The sequence below is a fragment of the Paraburkholderia saeva genome (genome assembly GCF_907164555.1).
Taxonomy (GTDB): Bacteria; Pseudomonadota; Gammaproteobacteria; order Burkholderiales; family Burkholderiaceae; genus Paraburkholderia; species Paraburkholderia saeva.
Genome location: NZ_CAJQZC010000002.1, coordinates 1 through 22425 on the forward strand (window position 1 = coordinate 1; position 22425 = coordinate 22425).

Here is a 22425-nt window from a genome sequence, read left to right on the forward strand (position 1 = left end):
GACTCGCAGTCGCCCGCGAAACCCTTGCCTCTGGCTAACACTTCCCCTTGCCGGGTGTGTAGAGGACTTTCACCTCCCAGTGAGTGCGCCCTGCCGGGCGCACAAAAAAAACAGCCCGACACAGGTCGGGCTGATTCGTTTCAGGCGAACGAAATTCGCAACGCTATCGCGCGCCGGGCAAGCCTGCTTCCGTCTGGCGTTGCAACTGCTGCACCTGCCGCTGCAGTTCACGCAACTGCGCCTGCGCGCGGTCCTTCTCGGCGCGCAACGCAACTGCCTCTCCCTGCACCGCGCGCTGGTGTTCGTTGACCTGTGCCTGCTGCGTCCGTGCAACGTCGAGGTCGGCCTGCAACCGCTTCGCGCGGTCTTCCGACAAGGCAATCACGCGATCGAGAAACGCCTTTTGCGCCTGCAGTTCCGTTCGATGGATTTCGATGTCGGCGAGTTCCGCGGTCTGCTTCACGAAGCCCGCATAAATCGCTTCGGCACGCACGTCGTCCTGCGACTTGATTACGCGCCAGAAGTGACGGTCCTGAAACAGCGCGATGTAAAACGTCATTTCCTGCGGATAGAAGAAGAGATTCGCGCCGTAGCTCCCGTTGTACGTGGTGCGCAGTTCCACGAGCTTCGAATCGTGAATCATCTGCATCAGTTCAGCGACGTCGCCCTGCGCATCACCCGCGGCACTTGCGCCCGACGCCACTTGCTGCGGCGACGGGCTCGCCTGCGGCGTCAGTGTGTTCATCGCGGGCCGCGTGCCGACAAGAGGCGCCGAGGAGTCGCTCTCCTGCGCCTGCGCCGCCGCGCCGAGCAGCGACGCGCCCGCCATCGCGAGCAGCATTGCGCGCCGCAAACATAAGGAGTACTTCATCGTGCATGCTCCGTGCAGATCCTGAATAGCCCGCAATTATCGCGCGGTTTGGCAGCGAAGCGAAGCGTTCTCAGCAACCCGCGCAGACTTTAAATCAAGATAGAAGTCTTCCGAAAGAACGCCCGAATCTTCGACCCAGACGGCCTGTCGCCACCCGTCGAAATGGATCGGCGCAAGAAGCGGCAGAGAGCCCGTGGACAGACACAAAAAAGCCACAAAAAAACCGGCACGCGGCCGGCTTTCCTGTTGCTGTCGAAAACGACGAGGCTAGAAGCGCGTCTCGCGCGCGACGCGTAAAAACGTATCGAGCAACGGTGTGCAGTCGAGCAGTTCCGGGCCACCCGCACGGTGAAACTCCGGATGCCACTGCACGCCCATCACGAACGGTGCACGACGATACCGCACCGCCTCGATAATGCCGTCCGATGCCGAAACCGCCTCGATGTTCAGGTCGCGGCCGAGCGTCTTCACGGCCTGATGGTGAATCGAATTGACGATCGCTTCGCGCCGCCCCGGAAACATGTTCGCGAGCGTCGAGCCGTCCGGGAAATGCACCGAGTGACGATGCTGGTCGTAATGCTCGCTCACGTGCACGCCGGCAGTCGGCACATCGGTGGCGATATCCTGGTAGAGCGTGCCGCCGAACGCGACGTTGATCAGCTGACATCCTCGGCAGACGCCCAGCACCGGCTTGCCCGATTCGACGAACTCGTGCAGCAATTCCAGTTCGTACATGTCGCGAACGCGGTCGCCGGGCCACTCGGGGCGCGTCGCGGCTTCCTCGTAAGACTGCGGCGAGACGTCCGCGCCGCCCTGCAACAACAGGCCGTCGAGGTGCTTCGCGTAGTCACGCAGGCGGATGTTGCTCGGATGCAGCATGCCCTGATGGCCGACCGTCGGAATCATGAAGACGATGACGTCGCGCGACATCACCCAGTGCGCGATCGACTCTTCGAGGTACTGCAGCGTCTTGCCACGCAGGCCCTTCGCGCCCGGTTCCGGATGGAAGATCCGCGCCGACACGCCGATGCGCAGCGTGCGCTGCGTGATGCGCTGGCCGGCGCGATCGAACAGCTGCCGGGCACGCGCGGCGATGATCCGTCCGAAGACCGACCACGCCGAGTCGCTCTGCTTCAGATAGCGCGGGGCCGAAGGCGGCACCGCGCTGGCCGGCGGCGGGTTGAACGTGGAGAAGTCGGGCTGCGACGTGAAGCCCGGTGGCGGTGAACCCGGTGTGGCTGCCGCCCCAGTCGCAGCGCCGGCGGTCCCTGGGGACCCCGTCGCCTGCGCGGAGGAGGACGCCGGCGCTCCCGTTCGCGACTTGTGATCGCGCTCGTGGACCGCGGCCTCCTGCTTCGCCATCGACTGGGCGGCCGAAGCGCGGGCTTCGGCCGCGTCGATCTGTTGCTGGGTTTTCGGTGTCGCGGCAGGCGTCACGGTCGACGCGCTCTGCGGGTCGTCCGTCGAAGCACGGGCGGCTGCCTCGGGTGCGGCCGCTGGCGCCGTGGGCAATGCAGCCGATCCGGCCGCCGACGCGGACCGCGCATCGGGATCGGGCGACGATGTGCCGGGTAAATCAGTGGAAGAAGGTGTAGCGCCGGGTGTACCCGCCGAAGCGTCCGCGGGTGTTCCTGGATTGGTTGGTTTGTTTTCGCTCATGACTGTGGGGCAGGCGCGCCGTGCACGCGAACGAATGGGACACGCCTTGATTATCCGCCAGCGCGCCATCAGCGGCAAACCAGCAAACAATTGCTCACATTGTTGCGGCTTGTTGCGCGAAGCCCGGCGCTCAGGGATCGGGTTGCTCGTCGAAGCTTTCGCGCAGCGCGATCTGCATCGCGGCGTGGATCCGCACACACCATCGCCACAATAGCGCCACGAGCAGCGCGGCGCAGACCAGCACCGCGATGAGCAGACCCGTCGGCGGCAGGATCGCGCCCGAAAGCGCCGCGACCAGCAGGAACACGCCGATCATCGAGACAACCGGCACGAGGTCCGAGATCGCGTAACGAATTGCGCGCGTGAAGCGCCCCGCCTTCGCGGGCTGCACGCTGATCTCGGCCAGCAACAGCGCGAGCGATTTCGTCTTCCGGTACACGGCGACGAGAAACGGCATCGAGACGAGCAACGCCGCACTCCACAGCACGACGCGCTGGGCCGGCTCGGCGGCAATCCAGCGCGCGATCCAGTGGCTTCCGTACGACGAACCGTAAGACGCCGCGAGGAAGATGGCCGCGACGAGCGCGAGGTTCACGGCGATCTGCACGACGATGCGCCGCGTGATGCTGAAGACCGTCGGGCCGCCCGTCGCCGGCCCCAGACTGCCGAGCCACTGGGCGTACATGCCGAACACGTTGGTGAGGGTCTCTGGCATCGCGTGGGCGAGACGGCGCGTCAGCGGGTCGGCGGCGCGGATCAGATACGGCGTGAAGAGCGTCGTGAGCGCCGACACGGCCACCGCGATCGGATAGAGAAACGCGCTCGTCACCTTCAGCGTCAGCCCGAGCGACGCGATGATGAACGAGAACTCGCCGATCTGAGAAACGGTCATGCCGACGCGCATCGCCGTGCGGCCATCCTTGCCCGCCAGAAAGGTGCCGAGCCCGCACGACGCGATCTTGCCGACGATCACGGCCACCGTGATCACCGCGATCGGCCAGGCGTAGTCAAGCAGCACGGCCGGGTTCAGCATCAGCCCGATCGTCACGAAGAAGATCGCCGAGAACGCGTCGCGCAATGGCGCGATCAGATGCTCGATACGGTGCAGATGACGCGACTCGGCCATGATCGCGCCGATCAGGAACGCGCCGAGCGCGATGCTGTAGTCGAGCTTCACGACGAGCAGGCAAAAGCCGAAGCAGAAGCCAAGCACCGACACGAGCAGCATCTCGTCGCTTTTCGAGCGCGCGACGTAGTTGAGCGCGCGCGGCACGAGCAGAATCCCGACCACGAGCGAAACCGTCATGAAGAGCAGCAGCTTGCCGAGCGTCACGAACGCGATACCCGCGCTCAGCTCGCCCGTCTGCGCAATGCCGGAGAGCAGCACCAGCATGGCGATCGCGAGAATATCCTCGACGATCAGGATGCCGAATACGAGTTGCGCGAAGCTTTCGCGTTTCAGGTTCAGTTCGGAGAGCGCTTTGACGATGATCGTCGTCGACGAAATGGCGAGGATCGCGCCGAGAAACAGCGAGTCCATCCGGCTCCAGCCGAACGCGCTGCCGATCTCGTAGCCGAGCCACAGCATCAGCACGATCTCGGACAGCGCCGCGACGATCGCCGTCGCGCCGACGCGAAACAGCTTGCGCAGACTGAACTCGAGACCCAGCGAAAACATCAGGAAGACGACGCCAAGCTCGCCGAGCGTCTGGATGGTCTGCTCGTCGTGGATCAACTGGAACGGCGGCGTGTACGGCCCGATGATCACGCCCGCCACGATGTAACCCAGCACCACCGGCTGTTTCAGGCGATGGAACAACACCGTGACGACGCCCGCGATCGCCATCACCACCGCCAGATCCTGAATAAAGCCGATACCGTGGTGCATGCGTCCGAATCCTTACAAACAGTAAAAAACGCATGGTAACCCAGCCGGGCGAGAAGTCGCCTGCGTGCCGATCTACAATGCGAACGATATCGCCTGACGGTTTCACCGACGCGCGTCGCGCGGTGTTCCAGCAGCCGGCCGATGCAGTCGCCGGTAGCGGCACACCGCCCCGTTGTGCCCTGTGAAACTGCGCATCGCATCATCTTACGGACACGAACCGCCATGGCTACCGAATTTACGCCCTTCCCGCCGCTTGCCCAGCTCGCGGCCGATCTGGCCGCTGGCCGCACGACAAGCCGGCAACTGGTTGAAACCGCGCTGGGCCGGATTGCCGATCCATCCGGCCAGGGCGCGGTCGCTTTCATGCATGTCGACGCAGACAGCGCGCGCGCCGCCGCCGACGCCCACGACCGCCTGCGCGCCGCCGGGACCGTGCTCTCGCCGCTCGCCGGCATTCCGGTTTCAGTGAAGGACCTGTTCGATATCGAAGGTCAGGTGACGCGCGCCGGCTCGCTCGCGCTGGCCGGCGCCGCGCCCGCCACCGCCGATGCGCTCGTCGTTGCGCGGCTCAAGCGTGCGGGCGCGGTGATCGTCGGGCGTACCAACATGAGCGAGTTTGCGTTCTCCGGGCTCGGGCTCAATCCGCACTACGGCCATCCGTTGTCGCCGTGGCGGCGCAACGTGAAAGGCGACGAGCGGATCTCGGGCGGCTCGTCGTCGGGCGCGGGCGTGTCGGTCGCGGACGGCATGGCGGCTGTCGCGCTCGGCACCGACACCGGCGGCTCGATCCGCATTCCGGCTGCGTTGTGCGGCCTGACCGGCTTCAAGCCGACGGCCGGACGCATCCCCAAACAGGGCGGCGTGCCCCTTTCGATGACGCTCGATTCGTTCGGCCCGATCGGCGTAACGGTAGCGTGCTGCGCGCTCGTCGACCGGATGCTGGCCGGGCTCGAGCCGCGCATTCCGGCCGCGCGGCCGCTCGAAGGCGTGCGGCTCGGCGTGCTCACCCATTTCGTGACTGACGATGTGGAGCCGGCGGTCGCCGAAGCCATCGATACGGCCCTCAAGCATCTCGAAGCCGCCGGCGCGATCGTGAGCGAAGTGCGCTTTGCACCGCTCGACCGGCTGCCGGCCATCAACCGCTTCGGCTTTGCGCCGATTGAAGCGTACGCGTGGCACCGTCCGCTGCTGGAAAAACACAGCGACGAATATGACCCGCGCGTGCGGGTGCGCATCCTGAAGGGCCAGCCCGCGAGCGCCGCCGACTACCTCGACCTCGTCGCCGAACGCAACGCGATGCTCGAGGCAGCGCGGGCGCTCTGGCAGCGCTTCGACGCGATTGTCGCGCCGACCGTGCCGGTCGTGCCACCGCGCCTCGCCGGGCTCGTCGATGACGACGAGGCGTTCGGCCGCACGAATGCCCTGATCCTGCGCAATCCGAGCGCATTCAATTTCCTCGACGCCTGCGCGCTGTCGCTGCCCTGTCACGCGCGCGGCAGCGCGCCCGTGGGCCTGATGCTGGCCGGCGAGCCTTATGGGGACGACGCGCTGCTCGCCATCGGCCGCGCCGTGGAAGCCGTCCTGAACACTATCCGATAGGCCAGCAGCGATACGGGTGATGTTCGCGCTAGAATCGCGGTCACACTCACGCTACTTCGGCCCCTATTTATACCAAAATGGCTCTAAACCACCTCATGCATCATCGGGATCCCGTGCTGCGCAGCGAGCGCACATGGCTCGTCCTGCTCGGTCTCATCTGCGTCGCGCTGGTTGCCGGCGCGCTCTATCTCCAGTATGTGAAGCACGAAGATCCGTGTCCGCTGTGCATCATCCAGCGCTACTTCTTCCTGCTGGTCGCGATTTTCGCGTTCCTCGGCGCGCGTTTCGACCGTTGGCGCGGCGTGCGGCTGCTCGAAGTGCTGGCCGCACTCTCGGCGCTCGCCGGCATCGTCACGGCGGCACGGCATGTCTATGTGCAGGCGCACCCGGGTTTCAGCTGCGGTTTCGATGCACTGCAACCGGTTGTCGACAGCCTGCCTCCCGCGCACTGGCTGCCGTCCGTCTTCAAGGTCGCCGGTCTGTGCGAAACGCCGTATCCGCCGATCTTCGGGCTTTCGCTGCCCACCTGGTCGCTGATCGCCTTCGTGATCGCGTTCGTGCTGCTCACGCTGAGCCTCGTGCGCAACCGTCACCGCCACTGACGCCGCACGGCACGCTTTGCGCACATCGCGCGCAGGCCGCGCCCCACCGCGGGCCGCCTGCGCGTAAACACCTGGTTGCCTCCGGCGCCCCTGTTTCCGCCTTCGCGGCACGCCCCAAACCGGCGCCCCGGCCGCTCTCCCCCGCCCCGCCTTGTTCCGCGACCTTTGCCGCGCGACGCAACTTGTCCGCACAATACGAATCGTATGGAAGGCATGACTGCAGGCTGATAGCCCGCATCATCGGACGGGAATACTTTCCTGTGCGCGACGGTGCTATCTTCGGTCATGGATGGCGATCTACGTGCGCGAGGCCGGCTATGGCTCGACCCCATGCGTAACGCGCGCCCGGTCCGCAATGTCTTCTGGATTCGCCATGACAACGCAAACCATCCGTTTCTTCTATCGTGGGTCCGTCCGTGAAGTGCGCGACGTGCCCGCGTCGCGCACTGTGCTTCAGCACCTGCGCGAGGATCTCCATTGCACAGGCACCAAGGAAGGCTGCGCGGAAGGCGACTGCGGCGCGTGTACCGTCGTCGTCGGCGAATGCGATACGCACGGCGCGCTCACGCTGAAAGCGGTCAATGCCTGCATCCAGTTCCTGCCGACGCTCGACGGCCGCGCGCTCTTCACGGTCGAAGACCTGCGCGATGCCGAAGGCGCGCTGCATCCTGTCCAGCAGGCGATGATCGACTGTCACGGCTCACAGTGTGGTTTTTGCACGCCAGGCTTCGTGATGTCGATGTGGGCGCTGTACGAGAACCAGCCCGCCAGCGCCGGCCTGCCCTCGCGCGATGAAATCAACACCGCGCTGTCCGGCAACCTGTGCCGCTGCACCGGCTATCGGCCGATAGTCGAAGCCGCCCAGAAGATGTTCGACTATCAGCACTATCCGCGCGTGCCGCTCGAGCGCGCGCCCATCGCCGAAACGTTGCGCACGCTCCAGCGCAGCGACACCTTCGAATACGCCGCGCCCGATGCGCGAGGCGCTTCGTTCGGTTCACCGGTGTTTTATGCACCCGTCACCGTCGAAGCGTTCGCCGCGCTGCGCGCCCAGCATCCGCACGCGCGCATTCTCGCCGGCAGCACCGATGTCGGCCTGTGGGTGACGAAGCAGTTTCGCGATCTGGGCAATGTGCTGTACATCGGCAACGTCGCCGGACTGAAGACCATCGAGCGTGATGCGCAGACGCTCACCCTCGGCGCGGCGGCTTCGCTGGAAGAAGCGTACGCGGCCCTCGCCGTCGACTATCCCGAACTCGCGGAACTCTGGACGCGCTTTGCTTCGCTGCCGATCCGCAACGCCGGCACGCTAGGCGGCAACGTTGCGAATGGCTCGCCGATCGGCGATTCGATGCCGGCGCTGATCGCACTCGGCGCGGAAGTCGTGTTGCGGCACGGGGGCGCCACGCGCACGCTGCCGCTCGATGCGTTTTACCTCGGCTATCAGAAAAGCGCGCTGCAGCCCGGCGAATTCGTCGCGGCGATTCGCGTGCCGCGTCCCGCGCCCAACCTGCGCTTTCGCACCTACAAGGTCTCGAAGCGGTACGATCAGGACATCTCGGCCGTGTGCGCGGCGTTTGCGTTGCGAATCGGCGAAGGCGGCACGATCTCGGAAGCCCGCGTTGCGTTCGGCGGGATGGCGGCGACACCGCAGCGCGCCGCGCACGCCGAAGCCGCACTGACCGGTGCGGCGTGGGACGAAGCCTGCGCCCGCAATGCGATGGACGCGATCACTGCCGACTATCAGCCGCTGACCGACATGCGCGCATCGAGCGCTTACCGGCTGAAGGTCGCCCGCAACCTGCTGTGGCGCTTTCATCTGGAAACGCGCGACGCCGCGCCGCTCGCGCTGTCCGACGTGAACGCCTTCGCGTTCGAGGCGGACGAACCTGGCGAAGCTGTCGAACCTGGTAAAGCAGTCGCCGATGCTGCAAGGGAGCCGTCGTGATGAACAGGCAAACCGATGCATTCATGACTCATTCCGCCGGCGACACTGAGCCGGTGGCAGTCCCGCCCGCCGTCGGCGCTGCGTTGCCGCACGAATCGGCCGCGCTGCATGTGAGCGGCGAGGCGACCTACACCGACGATATCGTCGAACTCCACGGCACGCTGCACGCGGCGCTTGGCTTGTCGCGCCATGCGCATGCACGCATCGTTTCGATGGATCTCGACGCGGTGCGCACCGCGCCTGGCGTCGTCGCGGTGCTGACGGCCGCCGATATCCCGGGCGAAAACAACTGTGGCCCGGTGCTGCACGACGACCCGATTCTCGCGGACGGTGAAGTGCTTTATCTGGGTCAGCCCGTCTTCGCTGTCATCGCCGAAAGCCATGAACTCGCGCGGCGTGCGGCTTCGCTCGCGAGGAGCGATGACGTCGTGCGGTATGAACCGCTCGAAGCGGTGCTCACACCTGCCGAAGCGAAAGCGGCGAAGCAGTTCGTGCTGCCGCCGCTGCATCTGAAGCGCGGCAGTCCTGAAGCGAAAATCGCCGCAGCACCGCATCGTATCTCCGGCACGTTCGAAGTGGGCGGACAGGAGCAGTTCTATCTCGAAGGCCAGGTTGCGTACGCGCTGCCGAAGGAGATGGACGGCATGCTCGTCTACAGTTCGACGCAACATCCGAGCGAGATGCAGCATGTCGTCGCGCATATGCTCGGCTGGCCGACGCACAGCGTCATGTGCGAATGCCGGCGCATGGGCGGCGGTTTCGGTGGCAAGGAATCGCAGTCCGCGCTCTTCGCGTGCGTTGCCGCGCTCGCGGCGCACAAGCTGCAACGCGCGGTCAAACTGCGCGCCGATCGCGACGACGACTTCATGATCACCGGCAAGCGTCACGATGCCGTCTACGAATACGAAGCCGGCTTTGATGACAGCGGACGGATTCTTGGCGCACGCGTCGAGATCGCGTTACGCGCGGGCTATTCGGCGGATCTGTCGGGCGCGGTCGCGACGCGCGCCGTCTGCCACTTCGACAACGCCTATTATCTGTCGGACGTCGAAATCCTCGCGCTCTGCTGCCGGACGAACACCCAGTCGAACACTGCGTTTCGTGGCTTCGGCGGACCACAGGGCGCACTCGTGATGGAAGTGATGCTCGACAGCATCGCGCGTCAACTGAAGTGCGATCCGGTCGACGTGCGAACCGCCAACTACTACGGTATCGGCGAGCGCGATGTGACGCCGTATGGGCAGCGCGTCGAAGACAACGTGATCGCGCCGCTCACCGAAGAACTGCTCGCGACGAGCGACTACCGCACGCGTCGCGACGCCCTTGCCGCGTTCAACGCGACGAGCCCTGTGCTCAAGCGCGGTATCGCGATGACGCCGCTGAAGTTCGGCATCTCGTTCAACGTGCCGTTCCTGAATCAGGCCGGCGCGCTCGTGCACGTCTACAAGGACGGCTCCATTCTCGTCAATCACGGCGGCACCGAAATGGGCCAGGGGCTCAACACGAAGGTCGCGCAGGTCGTGGCGAGCGAACTTGGCGTTGCGCTCTCGCGCGTGCGCGCGACCGCGACCGATACGTCGAAAGTGGCGAACACGTCGGCGACCGCTGCGTCCACCGGCAGCGATCTGAACGGCAAGGCCGCCGAAGCCGCCGCGCGCACGATCCGCAACCGGCTTGCCGCACTCGCCGCGCAGCAACTGAACGGCGCCGCCGAAGACGTCACCTTCGCCGACGGCATGGTGAGCGTCAACGGCGCATCGATCCCGTTCGCGCAACTGGTCAACGCCGCGTATCTGGCGCGCATCCAGCTGTGGTCCGACGGTTTTTACACGACGCCCAAAGTCCATTGGGACGCGAAGACGCTCACCGGTCATCCGTTCTACTATTTCGCGTACGGCGCGGCGGTATCGGAAGTCGTCGTCGATACGCTTACCGGTGAATGGAAGCTCGTGCGTGCCGATGTGCTGCACGATGTCGGGCAGTCGATCAATCCTGCCATCGATATCGGACAGGTCGAAGGCGGATTCATCCAGGGCATGGGCTGGCTCACCACCGAAGAACTCTGGTGGAACCGTGACGGCCGCCTGATGACGCATGCGCCTTCGACGTACAAGATTCCCGCGGTCAACGACACGCCGGCGGCATTCAACGTCAAGCTGTATCGCAACGAAAACGCCGAGCCCACCGTATTCCGCTCCAAGGCCGTTGGCGAACCGCCGCTGCTGCTACCGTTTTCGGTGCTGCTTGCGCTGCGCGATGCGATTGCCGCCGTGGCGCCCGATGCGGACACCGCCCCGCCGCTGCGGGCGCCCGCGACGCCCGAAGCGATACTCGACGCAGTGGATGCGATGCATCTGTATTTGCAAACGCGTTCGCAGCCGGCCGCAACACCCGCAACGGCCGATTCAACCGCATGACGCATTGAAGACGCGCTCGCCGCGCACATAACGCGCGGTGAGCGCGACGTAGCGACTTAGCGACGATCAACTGGCTTTACGGCGATCCCGTGAGGCCCTGTATGGAGAATGACGGATGCAAACCTGGCTGCCCGATCTGCAACAGCTGCTCGCTCATGGCGATGCCGTCGTGCTCGTGACGGTCGCGCGCGCCGAGGGTTCCGCGCCGCGCGATGCCGGCACCAAGATGATCGTCACGCGCGATTCCGCGAAGCATACGATCGGCGGCGGACATCTGGAATGGAAGGCGATCGAGACCGCGCGTCAGGTGCTCAAGGACGGCATGCGCACGCCCCATCTGCGCAGGCTCGAACGCTTCGCGCTGGGCCCGAGCCTCGGACAATGCTGTGGCGGAGCGGTGGTGCTCGCGTTCGAACGGCTCGACGTCGGCGATCTTGGCTGGGTGACGTCGCTTGCGAGACGCAATGCTGCCGGCCAGTCGACCGTACGTAGCGTATCATTCGGCCCCGCTCCGGATGCCGTGATGCTGTCCGATCCGGAACCCGGCGTCGAAGGCGCCGACTGTCTGCTGTGGGATGGCGCCGGTTTCGACGAAAGCGGCGCGCTGCTTACCGAGACGATCGCGCCGCGCGACTTCGCCGTCGTGCTGTTTGGCGCGGGGCACGTCGGTGCCGCGCTCGTGCGCGTGCTCGCGACGCTGCCGTGCCACGTGCTATGGGTCGACGAACGGGACGCGCAGTTTCCGCCGCGCGAAACGCTTAACGCGCCGAACCTCACGATCGACGCGAACGATGCGCCCGACGAAGCTGTCGACCGCGCCGCGCCGAACACGTACTTCATCGTGATGACGCACGATCATCGCGTCGACCTGGCGCTTGCCGAGCGCATCCTGCAACGCGGCGACTTTGCGTTCTTCGGCATGATCGGCTCGCATTCGAAGCGCAAGCAGTTCGAGCACAGGCTTGCCGCGCGCGGCATCGATCCTTCTCAGATTGCGCGGATGAAATGCCCGCTTGGCGTGGACGGCATCATCGACAAGTCGCCGGAGATCATCGCGATTTCAGCTGCGGCGCAATTGCTCCAGGCCGTCGAAGCGCATGCCGGCACGGCGCAAACGGCTTGAAGACAGCAGCAGGACCAGACCCGCGACATAAGGAGCGACGGATGCTCCATAGACATAACCTGACCGACCGAACATGACCACAATCGACGCCCTCACTACTAAAGCAGCCGCCGCGCCTAAAGCGGAACTGCATATTCATATCGAAGGCTCGCTCGAACCCGAGCTGATTTTCGCGCTGGCCGGGCGCAACGGCGTGAAGCTCGCGTACGACTCGATCGACGCATTGCGCGCCGCTTACGCATTCACCGATCTGCAGTCGTTCCTCGACATCTATTACGCCGGCGCGAGCGTGCTGCTCAAGGAACAGGACTTCTACGACATGACGATGGCGTACTGCGAACGCGCGCTTGCGGACAACGTCATCCACACTGAAATTTTCTTCGATCCGCAGACGCATACCGAACGTGGTGTTTCGATTGCGACGGCGGTGGCGGGTATCGAGCGCGCGCTTGCGGACGCCGAAAAGCGCGGACTCACCAGCAAGCTGATTCTGTGTTTTCTGCGCCACCTTTCCGAGGAAGATGCACTCGCAACCTTCGACGAAGCGCTGCCCCTTTTCGAGCAATACGGGCACCGGCTGATTGGTGTGGGGCTGGACTCGTCCGAGCGTGGGCACCCGCCGTCGAAGTTCGAGCGCGTGTTCGCGAAGGCGCGCGACAAGGGGCTGAAGCTCGTCGCGCATGCGGGCGAGGAAGGTCCACCGTCGTACATCTACGAAGCGCTCGACCTGTTGAAGGTGGACCGTGTCGATCATGGCGTGCGCAGTATCGAAGATCCTGCGCTTGTGGCGCGTCTTGCCGATGCGCGCGTTGCACTGACCGTGTGCCCACTGTCAAACCTCAAGCTGTGCGTGTTCGACGACATGACGAAACACACGTTGAAGGACCTGCTCGATCACGGTGTCGCAGTGACAGTCAACTCCGACGACCCGGCGTATTTCGGCGGCTACGTGAACGCGAATTACGTCGCGACCATCGAGGCATTGAAGCTGAGCGATGCCGAGGTCTACACGATTCTGCGCAACAGCTTTGAGGCTTCGTTCGTGACACCCGCAGAACGCGACACGATGTTCGCAAAGCTCGACGCGCACTGGAACGCCTGACGCACGCGCGTGACATCGAACGTGCGATTTCGACCTTGAAACCTGATAACAAGAGCCGGCAGTCAAGCCGGCCTTGAGACTTTGGATTCCCTATGATGGAGACGGTTCTTTCATGACTCAAACGGCTTACCGCGCACAACTGCTGACCTTCAATGGCGATCCTGCGCAATCGTCCAACGCGGCGGTCTTCAATGAAGACGGTCTTCTGATCGTCGAGAACGGCCACGTGGTTGCGAGCGGCCCGTATGCGGCGCTATCGAAGCAGTTCGCGCCGGGCGCACATGTGACCGAGATGCGCGACAAGCTGATCGTGCCCGGGTTTATCGATACGCACATTCACTATCCGCAGACCGACATGATTGCGTCGCCCGCGCCGGGTTTGCTGCCGTGGCTAAACACCTACACGTTTCCGACGGAGCGACGCTTCGAGGACCCGGCGTATGCGCGCGACACCGCGAGCTTTTTCGTCGACGAGCTGCTTGCCTGCGGAACGACGACGGCGCTTGTGTACTGCACTGTGCACAAGCAGTCTGCGGACGCGCTTTTTGCCGAAAGCGAAGCGCGGAACTTGCGGATGGTGGCGGGCAAGGTGTTGATGGATCGCAACTGCCCCGAGTTTTTGCGTGACACGGCGCAATCCGGTTACGACGACAGCGCCGAGCTGATTGGCCGCTGGCATAACCGTGGACGCCAGATGTACGCGTTGACGCCGCGCTTCGCGCCGACTTCGACTGAAGCGCAACTGGAAGCGTGTGGCGTGCTCGCGCGCGAGCATCAGGATGTGTTTATCCAGAGTCACGTTGCCGAGAATACGGACGAAGTGAAGTGGGTGGCCGACCTGTTCCCGGGGCATCGCAGCTATCTGGACATTTACGACCACTACGGGTTGCTGCGTCGTCGGGCGGTGTACGGGCACTGCATCTATCTCGATGGCGAGGATCGTCGCCGGATGGCGGAGACAGGCGCGGTGGCCTCGCATTGTCCGACGTCGAATCTGTTCCTTGGCAGCGGGCTGTTCGATTTCGATGCAGCGGGTGAGGCGGGCATGCCGGTGGCACTGGCGACGGATGTAGGGGGTGGCACGTCGTTCTCGATGCTGCAGACGATGAATGAGGCGCACAAGGTTGCACGGCTGAACGGGCATCATCTGACCGCTACGCGGATGTTCTGGCTGGCTACGGCTGGCGCGGCCGAGGCGCTGGATCTTGGCGACAAGGTCGGGACGCTGGCCGCGGGCAGTGAAGCGGATTTTGTGGTGCTCGATCCGGCTGGGACGCCGTTGCTCGCGCGGCGGAATGCCCGGTGTGAGTCGCTGGAAGAGTTGTTGTTCTCGTTCGCTCTTTTAGGCGATGACCGCGCTGTGTTTGAAACTTATTCGGCTGGGGTGAGGGTTCATCAGCGATATGCACAACGGGGGGCGGTTGCTCCTTGCGTCGCGGCTTGATTCTTTTTTTCGTGCCGAAGGTGTTTCTTCTTTGGCCTTTCCTTGTTTTGCTTTTGGTCTATTAGCGTTGCCCCTTTGACGGGGCGGCATTTCGGGTTTTTCGTGCCGAAGCTGTTTCTCTGTTTTGGCCTTTCCTTGTATTCGCGTCGGTCTATTGGCGTTGCCCCTGTGCGGGGCGGCACTTACTTTTCTTTGTCCCCCAAGGGGACTTCCTTCGGGGCGTCTTCCAAAGAAAAGTAAGCAAAAGAAAGGCGCTTCGAAAACTCACTTCTTCGAGGTGTGTCATTTTCGGGGAATGGCAACCCATGAAGTGTCGCCCCCACACCTCATGGGACATAGGTCCCCGCGCGATCCCAGCCCACGCGCATTCCACCTTGGTGACAAGGCTGTCATCCACCCGACTCCGCGCTGCGCGCGTCGCCGACCGGCATAACCCCGCCGGCAGCTCTCACTCCCCCACAACGCACCTGCTTTGTACCCGGACCCGTCGCTGCGATCGCAATGATCCGCGGCCCTGCGCACGCGGCGCCGAGCGGCCGCACCGCGACGCACGAAGTGCGGAGTGGGATGGATGAGCCCTGTGTCACGGCTGGTGCTGTGCGGGGGATCAGATCGCGTGCGGACCCGCGCGGGGTGACGCGCGAGGGCGACATCTCACGGGTTGCCATTCCCCGCGAGTGACACACCAGGAAAAGATGAGTTTTCGAAGCGCCTTTCTTTTGCTTACTTTTCTTTGGAAGACGCCCCGAAGGAAGTCCCCTTGGGGGACAAAGAAAAGTAAGTGCCGCCCCGCACAGGAGCAACGCCAATAGACCAAAAGCAAAACAAGGAAAGGCCAAAGCAAAGAAACAGCATCGGCACGAAAAAAACCCGGAACAATCAGGTTTGGGAACAAACCTCATACAGTGTATTGAGCCGCCGCACAGGATCAGCGACATAAGGATTACTCTCATCCCATGCATAGCCAGCGAGCACAGCGCTGATCATCCTCCGGATGGATTCCGTCTGATGAGGATAAAAAATAATGTCCTGAAGCTCACCGCTGTACCACCGTTCAACAAACGCGCGGAACGTATCGATCCCCTTGCGCAACGGCACGTCATACTCCCGCTGCCAGTCGACAGTCTCACCATCAAACGCGCGCAACAACACCTGAACAGCAAGATGCGCCGACCGCATCGCAATCGTCACGCCCGATGAAAACACGGGATCGAGAAACTCCCCGGCATTACCCAGCAACGCGTACCCCGCACCATGCAACTGCTCGACGTTCGCCGAATAACCGCCGATATGCCGCACCGGCATCAAAAACGGCGCGTCGCCAATCAAGCGCGCAAGCGTAGGCTCCTCGCGGATCAACTCGCGTAACCGCGCATCACGCACTTCCTCGGGTGCGTCGAGGAACGCCGCCTCCGCCACGCATCCCACCGACGAGCGGCCGCCCGCAAGTGGAATCATCCAGTACCACACGTCGCGATGCCCCGGATGAACCGCAACCGTGATCTTGTTGCGATCCGTCGCGCCAAACGGAATCCCGTCCTGAACGTGCGTGAAAATCGCGGCCCGCGTCGGCATCCGCGTCGGTGACTCAAGATTCAACAGCCGCGGCAAGACGCGCCCAAAGCCGCTGGCGTCCAGTACAAACCGCGCATGCACCCTGTACGCGTGGCCCGCTTCGTCTTCGACATCGAGGACCGGCGCATCGCCCGTCTGCATCGTACGCACAGCGTGCCCAAAACGCACTTCCGCGCCCGCCTTCGTGGCGCAGCCAATCAGCAGATTGTCGAACGTGCCCCGTTCGACCTGATACGTCGTGCCCCATCCCGCCGTGTGCTTGTCACGGAAATCGAACGCGGATACGCGATCGCCCGAGATGAAATGCGCGCCGTTCTTGTACTGAAACCCTGCCTCGACGACGGCCTGCAACATGCCCGCCTCTTCGAGATACTCCATGCTCTGCGGCAACAGGCTCTCGCCGATCGAAAACCGCGGAAAATGCTGGCGCTCGAGCACGAGCACGGAGCGCCCGGCCTTACGCAGCAACGCCGCAGCAACCGCGCCCGCCGGCCCCGCGCCAATGATCGCGACATCCACCGCGTCGCCCGCCGTCGTTTCAGTTTCAGTGTTCGTATTCAAAGCCGCCCTCTTCTGGAAATTCGCGGTTGCTCACCGCAGCCGCTCCCTCTATCCGCCATGCCCTCACGCGCCGTCGGCTTCCAATTACAATGACGCGCAGATCAATCGATCGACCATTACATTACATCGCGACGAGGAGACCACATGTCGCCAACCGAAACATCCCGCGTGCCGTACGTGCCGGAAACGGCCTTCGGCATCTGGTTCCTGCGTACCCACATCTGGGAACACCACGTACTGCGCGTCGCGATCGACGACCTCAAGCGCCTGATCGATACGCCCCTGCCCGCTGCGCCCGTCATCGTCGATACAGGTTGCGGCCAGGGCATTTCGTTTCGCCTGCTCGCCGAAGCGTTCAGGCCGGCACGCATCGTCGGCATCGACTTTCATGAGCCGTCGCTCGCGCTCGCCCGACATGCAGCACGCGCCTGCCCGCCGCACGTAGCCGTCGACATCATGCACGGCGACTGCGCCAGTCTGCCCGTGCCCGACGCCAGCGCCGACATTGTGTTCTGCCATCAGACGTTCCATCACCTCGTCGAGCAGGAACGCGCGCTGACAGAATTCCGTCGCGTGCTGAAACCGGGTGGCGTGCTGCTCTTCGCCGAATCGACCGATGCGTACATCAAATCGTGGGTCATCCGTTTGCTGTTCCGACATCCGATGCACGTGCAGAAAAGCGCTGACGGTTACCTCGACATGATCCGCCACGCCGGTTTCGCATTCGGCGAACGCAACGTCTCACTGCCTTATCTCTGGTGGAGTCGCGCCAAAGACTTCGGTCTCTTCGAACGGCTCGGCCTGCATCATCCGCAACCCGGCAGGCGCCGCGAAACGCTGGTCAATGTGGCAGCAATCCGCACGCCCTGACGCCTTGACGCCGCTCAGGCGTGGCAGCGCGACAAAAGCCACGCTGCCACGTCGACCACCTGGTGCACTTACTTCTTCAACGTCACCACGTCGCCCTTCAGCGCAACACCCGCCACCACGGCACCCGCGCCGCATGTGTATTCGGTCGCACTCGCGCGCTCTTCATTCTTGTAGTTGCTCCTGATGTTGATGACCGCGTTACCGCCTTCCTTGCGCGCACGCTCCTGCAACTCGATCACAGCTGACAGAAACACGTGCTGGCACGCGACGTCATCGCTCTTGCCGAACGCATTGGTCTTCTTGTTGGTCGCGAACTCGCCGAACGACTTCACGACTGCCGGATGCGTCTGGCCCGCGAAATACAGTGGAATGTCGTCACCGACCTTGCCCGGCTCGCTCTTCATTGCGACGTCAACCGGAAAGTAGTGCACGGTGTCGCGCGCGAACGCGTGGCCCGTCATCAGCGATGCGAAGACTGCAGCAAACATCAAATGGCGTTTCATCATCATGTTCCCCGTTTATCAGTTGGTTTCGAGTACAACAGCATCGCCGCGCAGACGCAGCGCGGCAGCAGAACCACTCACGCCACACGTGAAATCCGTCGCCGACGAAGTTTCGGTGGTATGAAAACTCGTGCGGATATGGATGATCGCGTTCGCGTGGTGGTCATGCGCATACGTGCGCAACCTGTCGACCGCCTCAATCAGCGCGCGATTGCACGCGGTCGTTTGATCGTCGGTCCTGCGCGCAATGCGCGCGGACTCCGATGCGTCGCCGAGCTGGCTCCGCACCGCCGGATGTGCTTCGTCACCGAAGAACAACGCAATCTCGGCGCCCGACTGCGGCTGCGCGACGACCTGAGTGTGAATTCCCGATGTGGTCTGCGCGGGCGCCGCCTGCCCGAGCGCGGCCTGCAGCGGCAACTGCTTCACTTCGGTGCCAGCCTGCGCGGTCTGGCACAAAGCCGCAAACGCGACCGCCACGACCAAAGCACCCTGCGTGTAACGCATCTTCATTGTTATTGCCCTCGTGATGGTTTGTTTTTCTTGTACTTCACGCGCCTTTCCAGGCACTCAATACCAGGCTCGCACAACTGCCGCCGAACCCGAATGAAACAGACATCGCCGTGTCGATCACCGCTTCTCGCGATTCACGTACGAGCGGCAGGCGGTCGAGCTCCAGCGCCGGATCAGGCGTATGGAGACCTGCCGTTCCAGCAATGAAACCGTCACGCATCATCAGCAATGCGTAGATCGTCTCGTGAGCGCCGCACGCACCAAGCGGATGCCCGGTCAATCCCTTGGTTGACGAAAACACGGGAATCTCTCCACCAAAAATCGACTGCAGCGCGAGCAGTTCCTCGGCGTCGCCGCGTGGCGTCGACGGTGCGTGCGTGTTGATGTAATCGGGACGCACGCCGGCCTCATCGAGCGCCTCGCGCATCGCGCGCGCAATCCCGCCCGCGTGCGGCGTAACCATGCCGACGCCGTCGGTGCAATGTCCATATCCGGTCAGCTCGGCGTAAATGCGCGCGCCGCGCGCCAGCGCATGCTCCAGCGATTCGAGCACCAGCACGCCGCCGCCCGAAGCGATCACAAAGCCGTCGCGCGCCGCATCGTAAGGACGTGACGCGCTTCCGGGCGTGTCGTTGAAGCGTCGCGACAATGCGCCCATCGCGTCGAACATCAACGTCATGTTGTCATGCAGCGATTCGCTTCCGCCTGCAAGCACGATGTCCTGGCGGCCGGTCTGGATCAGCTGCATCGCCTGACCAATCGCAAGCGACGACGTCGTGCACGCGGACGAAGGCGAATATGTCACGCCCTCGATGCCGAACACCTGTGAGACATTCGCGGAGGCCGTACTGCTCATTGCCTGCGGCACGGTATAAGGCGGCGTTTTCTCCACGCCACGCGCATGCGCGATTGCCATCGCAGCATCGTAGGTCGACATCGTGCCGACGCCTGAGCCGATCACCGCGCCAGCGCGCGGTGATCGCAACGCAGCGGGGTCGAGCGCGGCGTCATGGATCGCCTTGCGGGCGGCATGCGCCGCGAATCGCGCGGTGTCGCCCATGAAGCGTTCGAGCTTGCGATCGAACGGCGCTTCGTTTGCGACGTCTGCAACGCCGGCCACCTGGCTGCCAAAACCACGCTCGCGCCATGCGTCAATACGCGTGATGCCGCCACGCCCAGCTCGCAGTGCGGTGGATACGTCGTCGAGCGTATTACCCAGACACGACACGATGCCCATGCCGGTGACGACGACGCGCTGCATGCCGCGCTTTGTCACTGCGCTCACCGTGCGCGCCTGAAAATCAGCGACGTGTTGATGCCGCCGAATGCGAAGTTGTTGCTCATCACGTGTTCTGCGTCGATCGCACGGCCTTCGCCCATGATGTAATCGAGCGGCGCACAGGCCGGATCGACGTCGGTCAGGTTGAGCGTCGGCGCATACCAGTTGCGCTTCATCATCTCGATCGTCCACCAGGCTTCGAGCGCGCCGCACGCGCCAAGCGTGTGACCGACATAGCTCTTCAGCGAACTGATCGGCATGCGTGCGCCGAACGTGTGCGCGGTCGCGTGGCTTTCCGCGACGTCGCCGCGATCCGTCGACGTGCCGTGCGCGTTCACATACGCAATCGCTTCGGGCGGAAGCTTTGCGTCATCAAGCGCGAGCTGCATCGCGAGCGCCATCGTCGACGCGGTGGGCTGCGTCATATGCGCGCCGTCCGAGTTGCAGCCGAAGCCGACGATCTCCGCATGAATGCGCGCGCCGCGCGCCATCGCATGCTCGTACTCTTCGAGCACGAGCGTCGCCGCGCCTTCACCCACCACCAGCCCGTCGCGCGCGACGTCGAACGGACGCGGCGTGAGATGCGGCTCGTCATTGCGCGTACTCGTCGCGTAAAGCGTGTCGAATACGGCGACGGCGGGGCCGGACAGTTCTTCGGCGCCGCCCGCGAGCATCAGCGTCTGCTTGCCGGTCGCGATGGTTTCGTACGCGTAGCCGATGGCCTGGCTTCCCGACGCGCACGCGCACGACGTCGGCACAATGCGCCCTTTCAGGTCCCAGAACAGGCCGACGTTGACGGCCGTGGTATGCGGCATCATCTGCACGTAGCTGTTCGAGGTGACGTCGCCCATCGAACCGGTTTCGAGCATCGTGCCGAACGCGCGGATCGGTTGCACCGATCCGGACGATGAGCCGTACGCAACGCCCATGCGTCCGTCGCTGATTGTCGGTTCGTCGATGAGGCCTGCGTCCGTGAGCGCCAGCTCGCTCGCACGCACGGAATACATCGATACGAGCCCCATCGAACGGGTCTTCTTGCGCGGATAGTGCGAAGGCAGCGTGAATTCAGGCAGTGGGCATGCGAGCCGTGTATGCAGCGATTCGAAGTAATCCCATTCGGGCATCCGTCGAACGGCGTTGCGGCCGCTGCGCAGTGCAGCCTCGATGTCGTCCCACCCGCTGCCGAACGCGGTGACGCCGCCCATGCCGGTAATAACGACGCGCTTCATCAGATCATCCCGCCGTTCACGCCGATCACCTGCCGCGTCACGTACGAAGCCGCATCGGACATCAGGAAGCTCACCACGGAAGCCACTTCGGCCGGCTGGCCGACGCGGTTCATCGGCACGGTTTTCAGTGCATGTTCGAGCGGCATGTCGTCGAGCATGCCGGTTTCGATCAGACCCGGCGCCACGCAGTTCACCGTGATGCTGCGAGACGCGAGTTCGACGGCGAGCGCCTTGCTTGCCCCGATCAGGCCGGCTTTCGCCGCGCTGTAATTCACCTGGCCGCGATTGCCCATGACGCCCGACACCGACGCGATCGTAACGATGCGGCCGCCCTTCTTCGCGCGCACCATTGGCATCGTCAGCGGATGCACGACGTTGTAGAACGCATCGAGACCGGTCTCGATGACGATGTCCCAGTCTTCTTCGGTGAGCGCGGGAAACGCCGCATCGCGCGTCACGCCCGCACTGCACACGATGCCGTAGTACGGTCCATGCGCGCCGATATCGGCTTCGAGCACTTCCCGGCACGCGGCGCGATCGCGTACGTCGAACTGCAGCACACGCGCCGCCCCACCCTGCGCGGCGATGCCGGCTGTGACGGCTTCGGCTTCGCTGCGTCCGGTGCGGCAATGCACGGACACCGTGAAGCCGTCGGCGGCCAGTTGATAGGCAATCGCGCGGCCGATACCGCGGCTTGCACCGGTTACGAGAACACGCCGGCTCATGTGCTGAGGCTCCCTTCGATGAATGACTGAAAATCAGTGGGCTGAAACACCTTGATCACGGCTTCCGCGTAACGCACCCCGTCGTGATCGATCGTGCATTCGTAGGCGCCGTGACCTTCCTCGCTACGCAACAGTTCTTCCGCTTCGATCGTGAGGCGCGCACCTGCCGGATACGTGGGCACGAGTGCGTGGTAGCTGCGCGAGCCGAGCAGCACGCCCGGACGCGCCCGGCCACCCGCACGCATCGCAAGCAGCGCGACGTGCGCGGCAATCGCCTGCGCCATCAGCTCGATGCCGATCCACGCGGGCATCGCGCCATCGGCGTCCGCATACCATGCGCCGCTTTCGACATGCGCGCTGGCCGTCAGCGTTTTGTCCGTGCACGTCAGCACGGCATCGACCAGCAGCATCGTGCCGCGATGCGGCAGAATCGTTTCGATCGGACCAAACGGACCCGCTGGATCAGATGTCGCGCCGGGGACCGGCCCGCCGGGCATCGCGTGAATGCTGGGGATTG

Annotated in this window: 18 protein-coding genes; 8 read left to right on the forward strand and 10 right to left on the reverse strand. The window is 63.9% G+C overall.

Translation table 11 applies throughout. The features are described from left to right. Positions 1-163 precede the first annotated feature (163 nt). The 3 genes from LPA36_RS04150 to LPA36_RS04160 form a co-directional block, all read right to left on the reverse strand. Entirely contained in the window at positions 164-871 is a 708-nt protein-coding gene (locus LPA36_RS04150) for a DUF2968 domain-containing protein (RefSeq protein WP_228874891.1), read from the reverse strand. Positions 872-1138: 267 nt separating this feature from the next. After that, positions 1139-2530, reverse strand: a complete 1392-nt coding sequence (locus tag LPA36_RS04155) for a gamma-glutamyl-gamma-aminobutyrate hydrolase family protein (protein WP_228874892.1) — start codon at positions 2528-2530, stop codon at positions 1139-1141. Between the two features lie 130 nt (positions 2531-2660). Then, a complete protein-coding gene (locus tag LPA36_RS04160) occupies positions 2661-4418 on the reverse strand; it encodes a cation:proton antiporter (RefSeq protein WP_228874893.1) in 1758 nt (585 codons plus the stop codon). Positions 4419-4640: 222 nt separating this feature from the next. On the opposite strand from LPA36_RS04160, the gene LPA36_RS04165 reads away from it, so the two are divergent. The 7 genes from LPA36_RS04165 to guaD all read left to right on the forward strand — a co-directional run bounded on the left by LPA36_RS04165 (position 4641) and on the right by guaD (position 14653). Further along, the gene (locus LPA36_RS04165) at positions 4641-6017 is read left to right on the forward strand and encodes an amidase (protein WP_228874894.1); all 1377 of its coding nucleotides are present in this window, start codon (positions 4641-4643) and stop codon (positions 6015-6017) included. A 95-nt stretch (positions 6018-6112) separates the two neighbouring features. Next, positions 6113-6619, forward strand: coding sequence for a disulfide bond formation protein B (locus LPA36_RS04170; protein WP_228874895.1), 507 nt, complete (start codon positions 6113-6115; stop codon positions 6617-6619). A gap of 373 nt (positions 6620-6992) precedes the next feature. After that, complete coding sequence (gene xdhA / locus LPA36_RS04175; protein WP_228874896.1) at positions 6993-8567, forward strand: xanthine dehydrogenase small subunit; 1575 nt, start codon at positions 6993-6995, stop codon at positions 8565-8567. After that, the gene (xdhB, locus tag LPA36_RS04180; protein ID WP_228874897.1) at positions 8567-10984 is read left to right on the forward strand and encodes a xanthine dehydrogenase molybdopterin binding subunit; all 2418 of its coding nucleotides are present in this window, start codon (positions 8567-8569) and stop codon (positions 10982-10984) included. The genes xdhA and xdhB overlap by 1 nt, the downstream gene beginning before the upstream one ends. 115 nt (positions 10985-11099) lie before the next feature. Beyond that, the gene (gene xdhC, locus LPA36_RS04185; protein ID WP_228874898.1) at positions 11100-12107 is read left to right on the forward strand and encodes a xanthine dehydrogenase accessory protein XdhC; all 1008 of its coding nucleotides are present in this window, start codon (positions 11100-11102) and stop codon (positions 12105-12107) included. A 73-nt stretch (positions 12108-12180) separates the two neighbouring features. Continuing rightward, a complete protein-coding gene (locus LPA36_RS04190) occupies positions 12181-13209 on the forward strand; it encodes an adenosine deaminase (RefSeq protein WP_228874899.1) in 1029 nt (342 codons plus the stop codon). Positions 13210-13321: 112 nt separating this feature from the next. Continuing rightward, positions 13322-14653, forward strand: coding sequence for a guanine deaminase (guaD, locus tag LPA36_RS04195; protein ID WP_228874900.1), 1332 nt, complete (start codon positions 13322-13324; stop codon positions 14651-14653). An 879-nt stretch (positions 14654-15532) separates the two neighbouring features. On the opposite strand, the gene LPA36_RS04200 is transcribed toward guaD, so the two are convergent. Beyond that, a complete protein-coding gene (locus LPA36_RS04200) occupies positions 15533-16789 on the reverse strand; it encodes an NAD(P)/FAD-dependent oxidoreductase (protein WP_228874901.1) in 1257 nt (418 codons plus the stop codon). A 144-nt stretch (positions 16790-16933) separates the two neighbouring features. Here LPA36_RS04200 and LPA36_RS04205 point away from each other — a divergent pair, with 144 nt between their 5' ends. After that, a complete protein-coding gene (locus LPA36_RS04205; RefSeq protein ID WP_228874902.1) occupies positions 16934-17659 on the forward strand; it encodes a class I SAM-dependent methyltransferase in 726 nt (241 codons plus the stop codon). A 68-nt stretch (positions 17660-17727) separates the two neighbouring features. Here the strand turns inward: LPA36_RS04205 and LPA36_RS04210 are convergent, their stop codons facing one another. From LPA36_RS04210 to LPA36_RS04235, 6 genes are read right to left on the reverse strand one after another with little or no spacing between them, the layout of a single operon-like run. After that, positions 17728-18162, reverse strand: a complete 435-nt coding sequence (locus tag LPA36_RS04210; protein WP_228875606.1) for an excinuclease ABC subunit A — start codon at positions 18160-18162, stop codon at positions 17728-17730. A gap of 18 nt (positions 18163-18180) precedes the next feature. Next, entirely contained in the window at positions 18181-18675 is a 495-nt protein-coding gene (locus LPA36_RS04215) for a signal peptidase (RefSeq protein ID WP_228874903.1), read from the reverse strand. Between the two features lie 37 nt (positions 18676-18712). Beyond that, positions 18713-19936 (reverse strand): beta-ketoacyl-[acyl-carrier-protein] synthase family protein, encoded by a 1224-nt coding sequence (locus tag LPA36_RS04220; RefSeq protein WP_228875607.1) that lies wholly within the window; start codon positions 19934-19936, stop codon positions 18713-18715. A 20-nt stretch (positions 19937-19956) separates the two neighbouring features. Further along, positions 19957-21183, reverse strand: a complete 1227-nt coding sequence (locus LPA36_RS04225) for a beta-ketoacyl-ACP synthase (protein WP_228874904.1) — start codon at positions 21181-21183, stop codon at positions 19957-19959. After that, positions 21183-21908 (reverse strand): 3-ketoacyl-ACP reductase FabG2, encoded by a 726-nt coding sequence (locus LPA36_RS04230; RefSeq protein ID WP_228874905.1) that lies wholly within the window; start codon positions 21906-21908, stop codon positions 21183-21185. Before LPA36_RS04230 ends, LPA36_RS04225 begins: the two co-directional genes overlap by 1 nt. Then, positions 21905-22405, reverse strand: a complete 501-nt coding sequence (locus tag LPA36_RS04235) for a hotdog family protein (protein ID WP_228875608.1) — start codon at positions 22403-22405, stop codon at positions 21905-21907. Before LPA36_RS04235 ends, LPA36_RS04230 begins: the two co-directional genes overlap by 4 nt. Positions 22406-22425 lie beyond the last annotated feature (20 nt).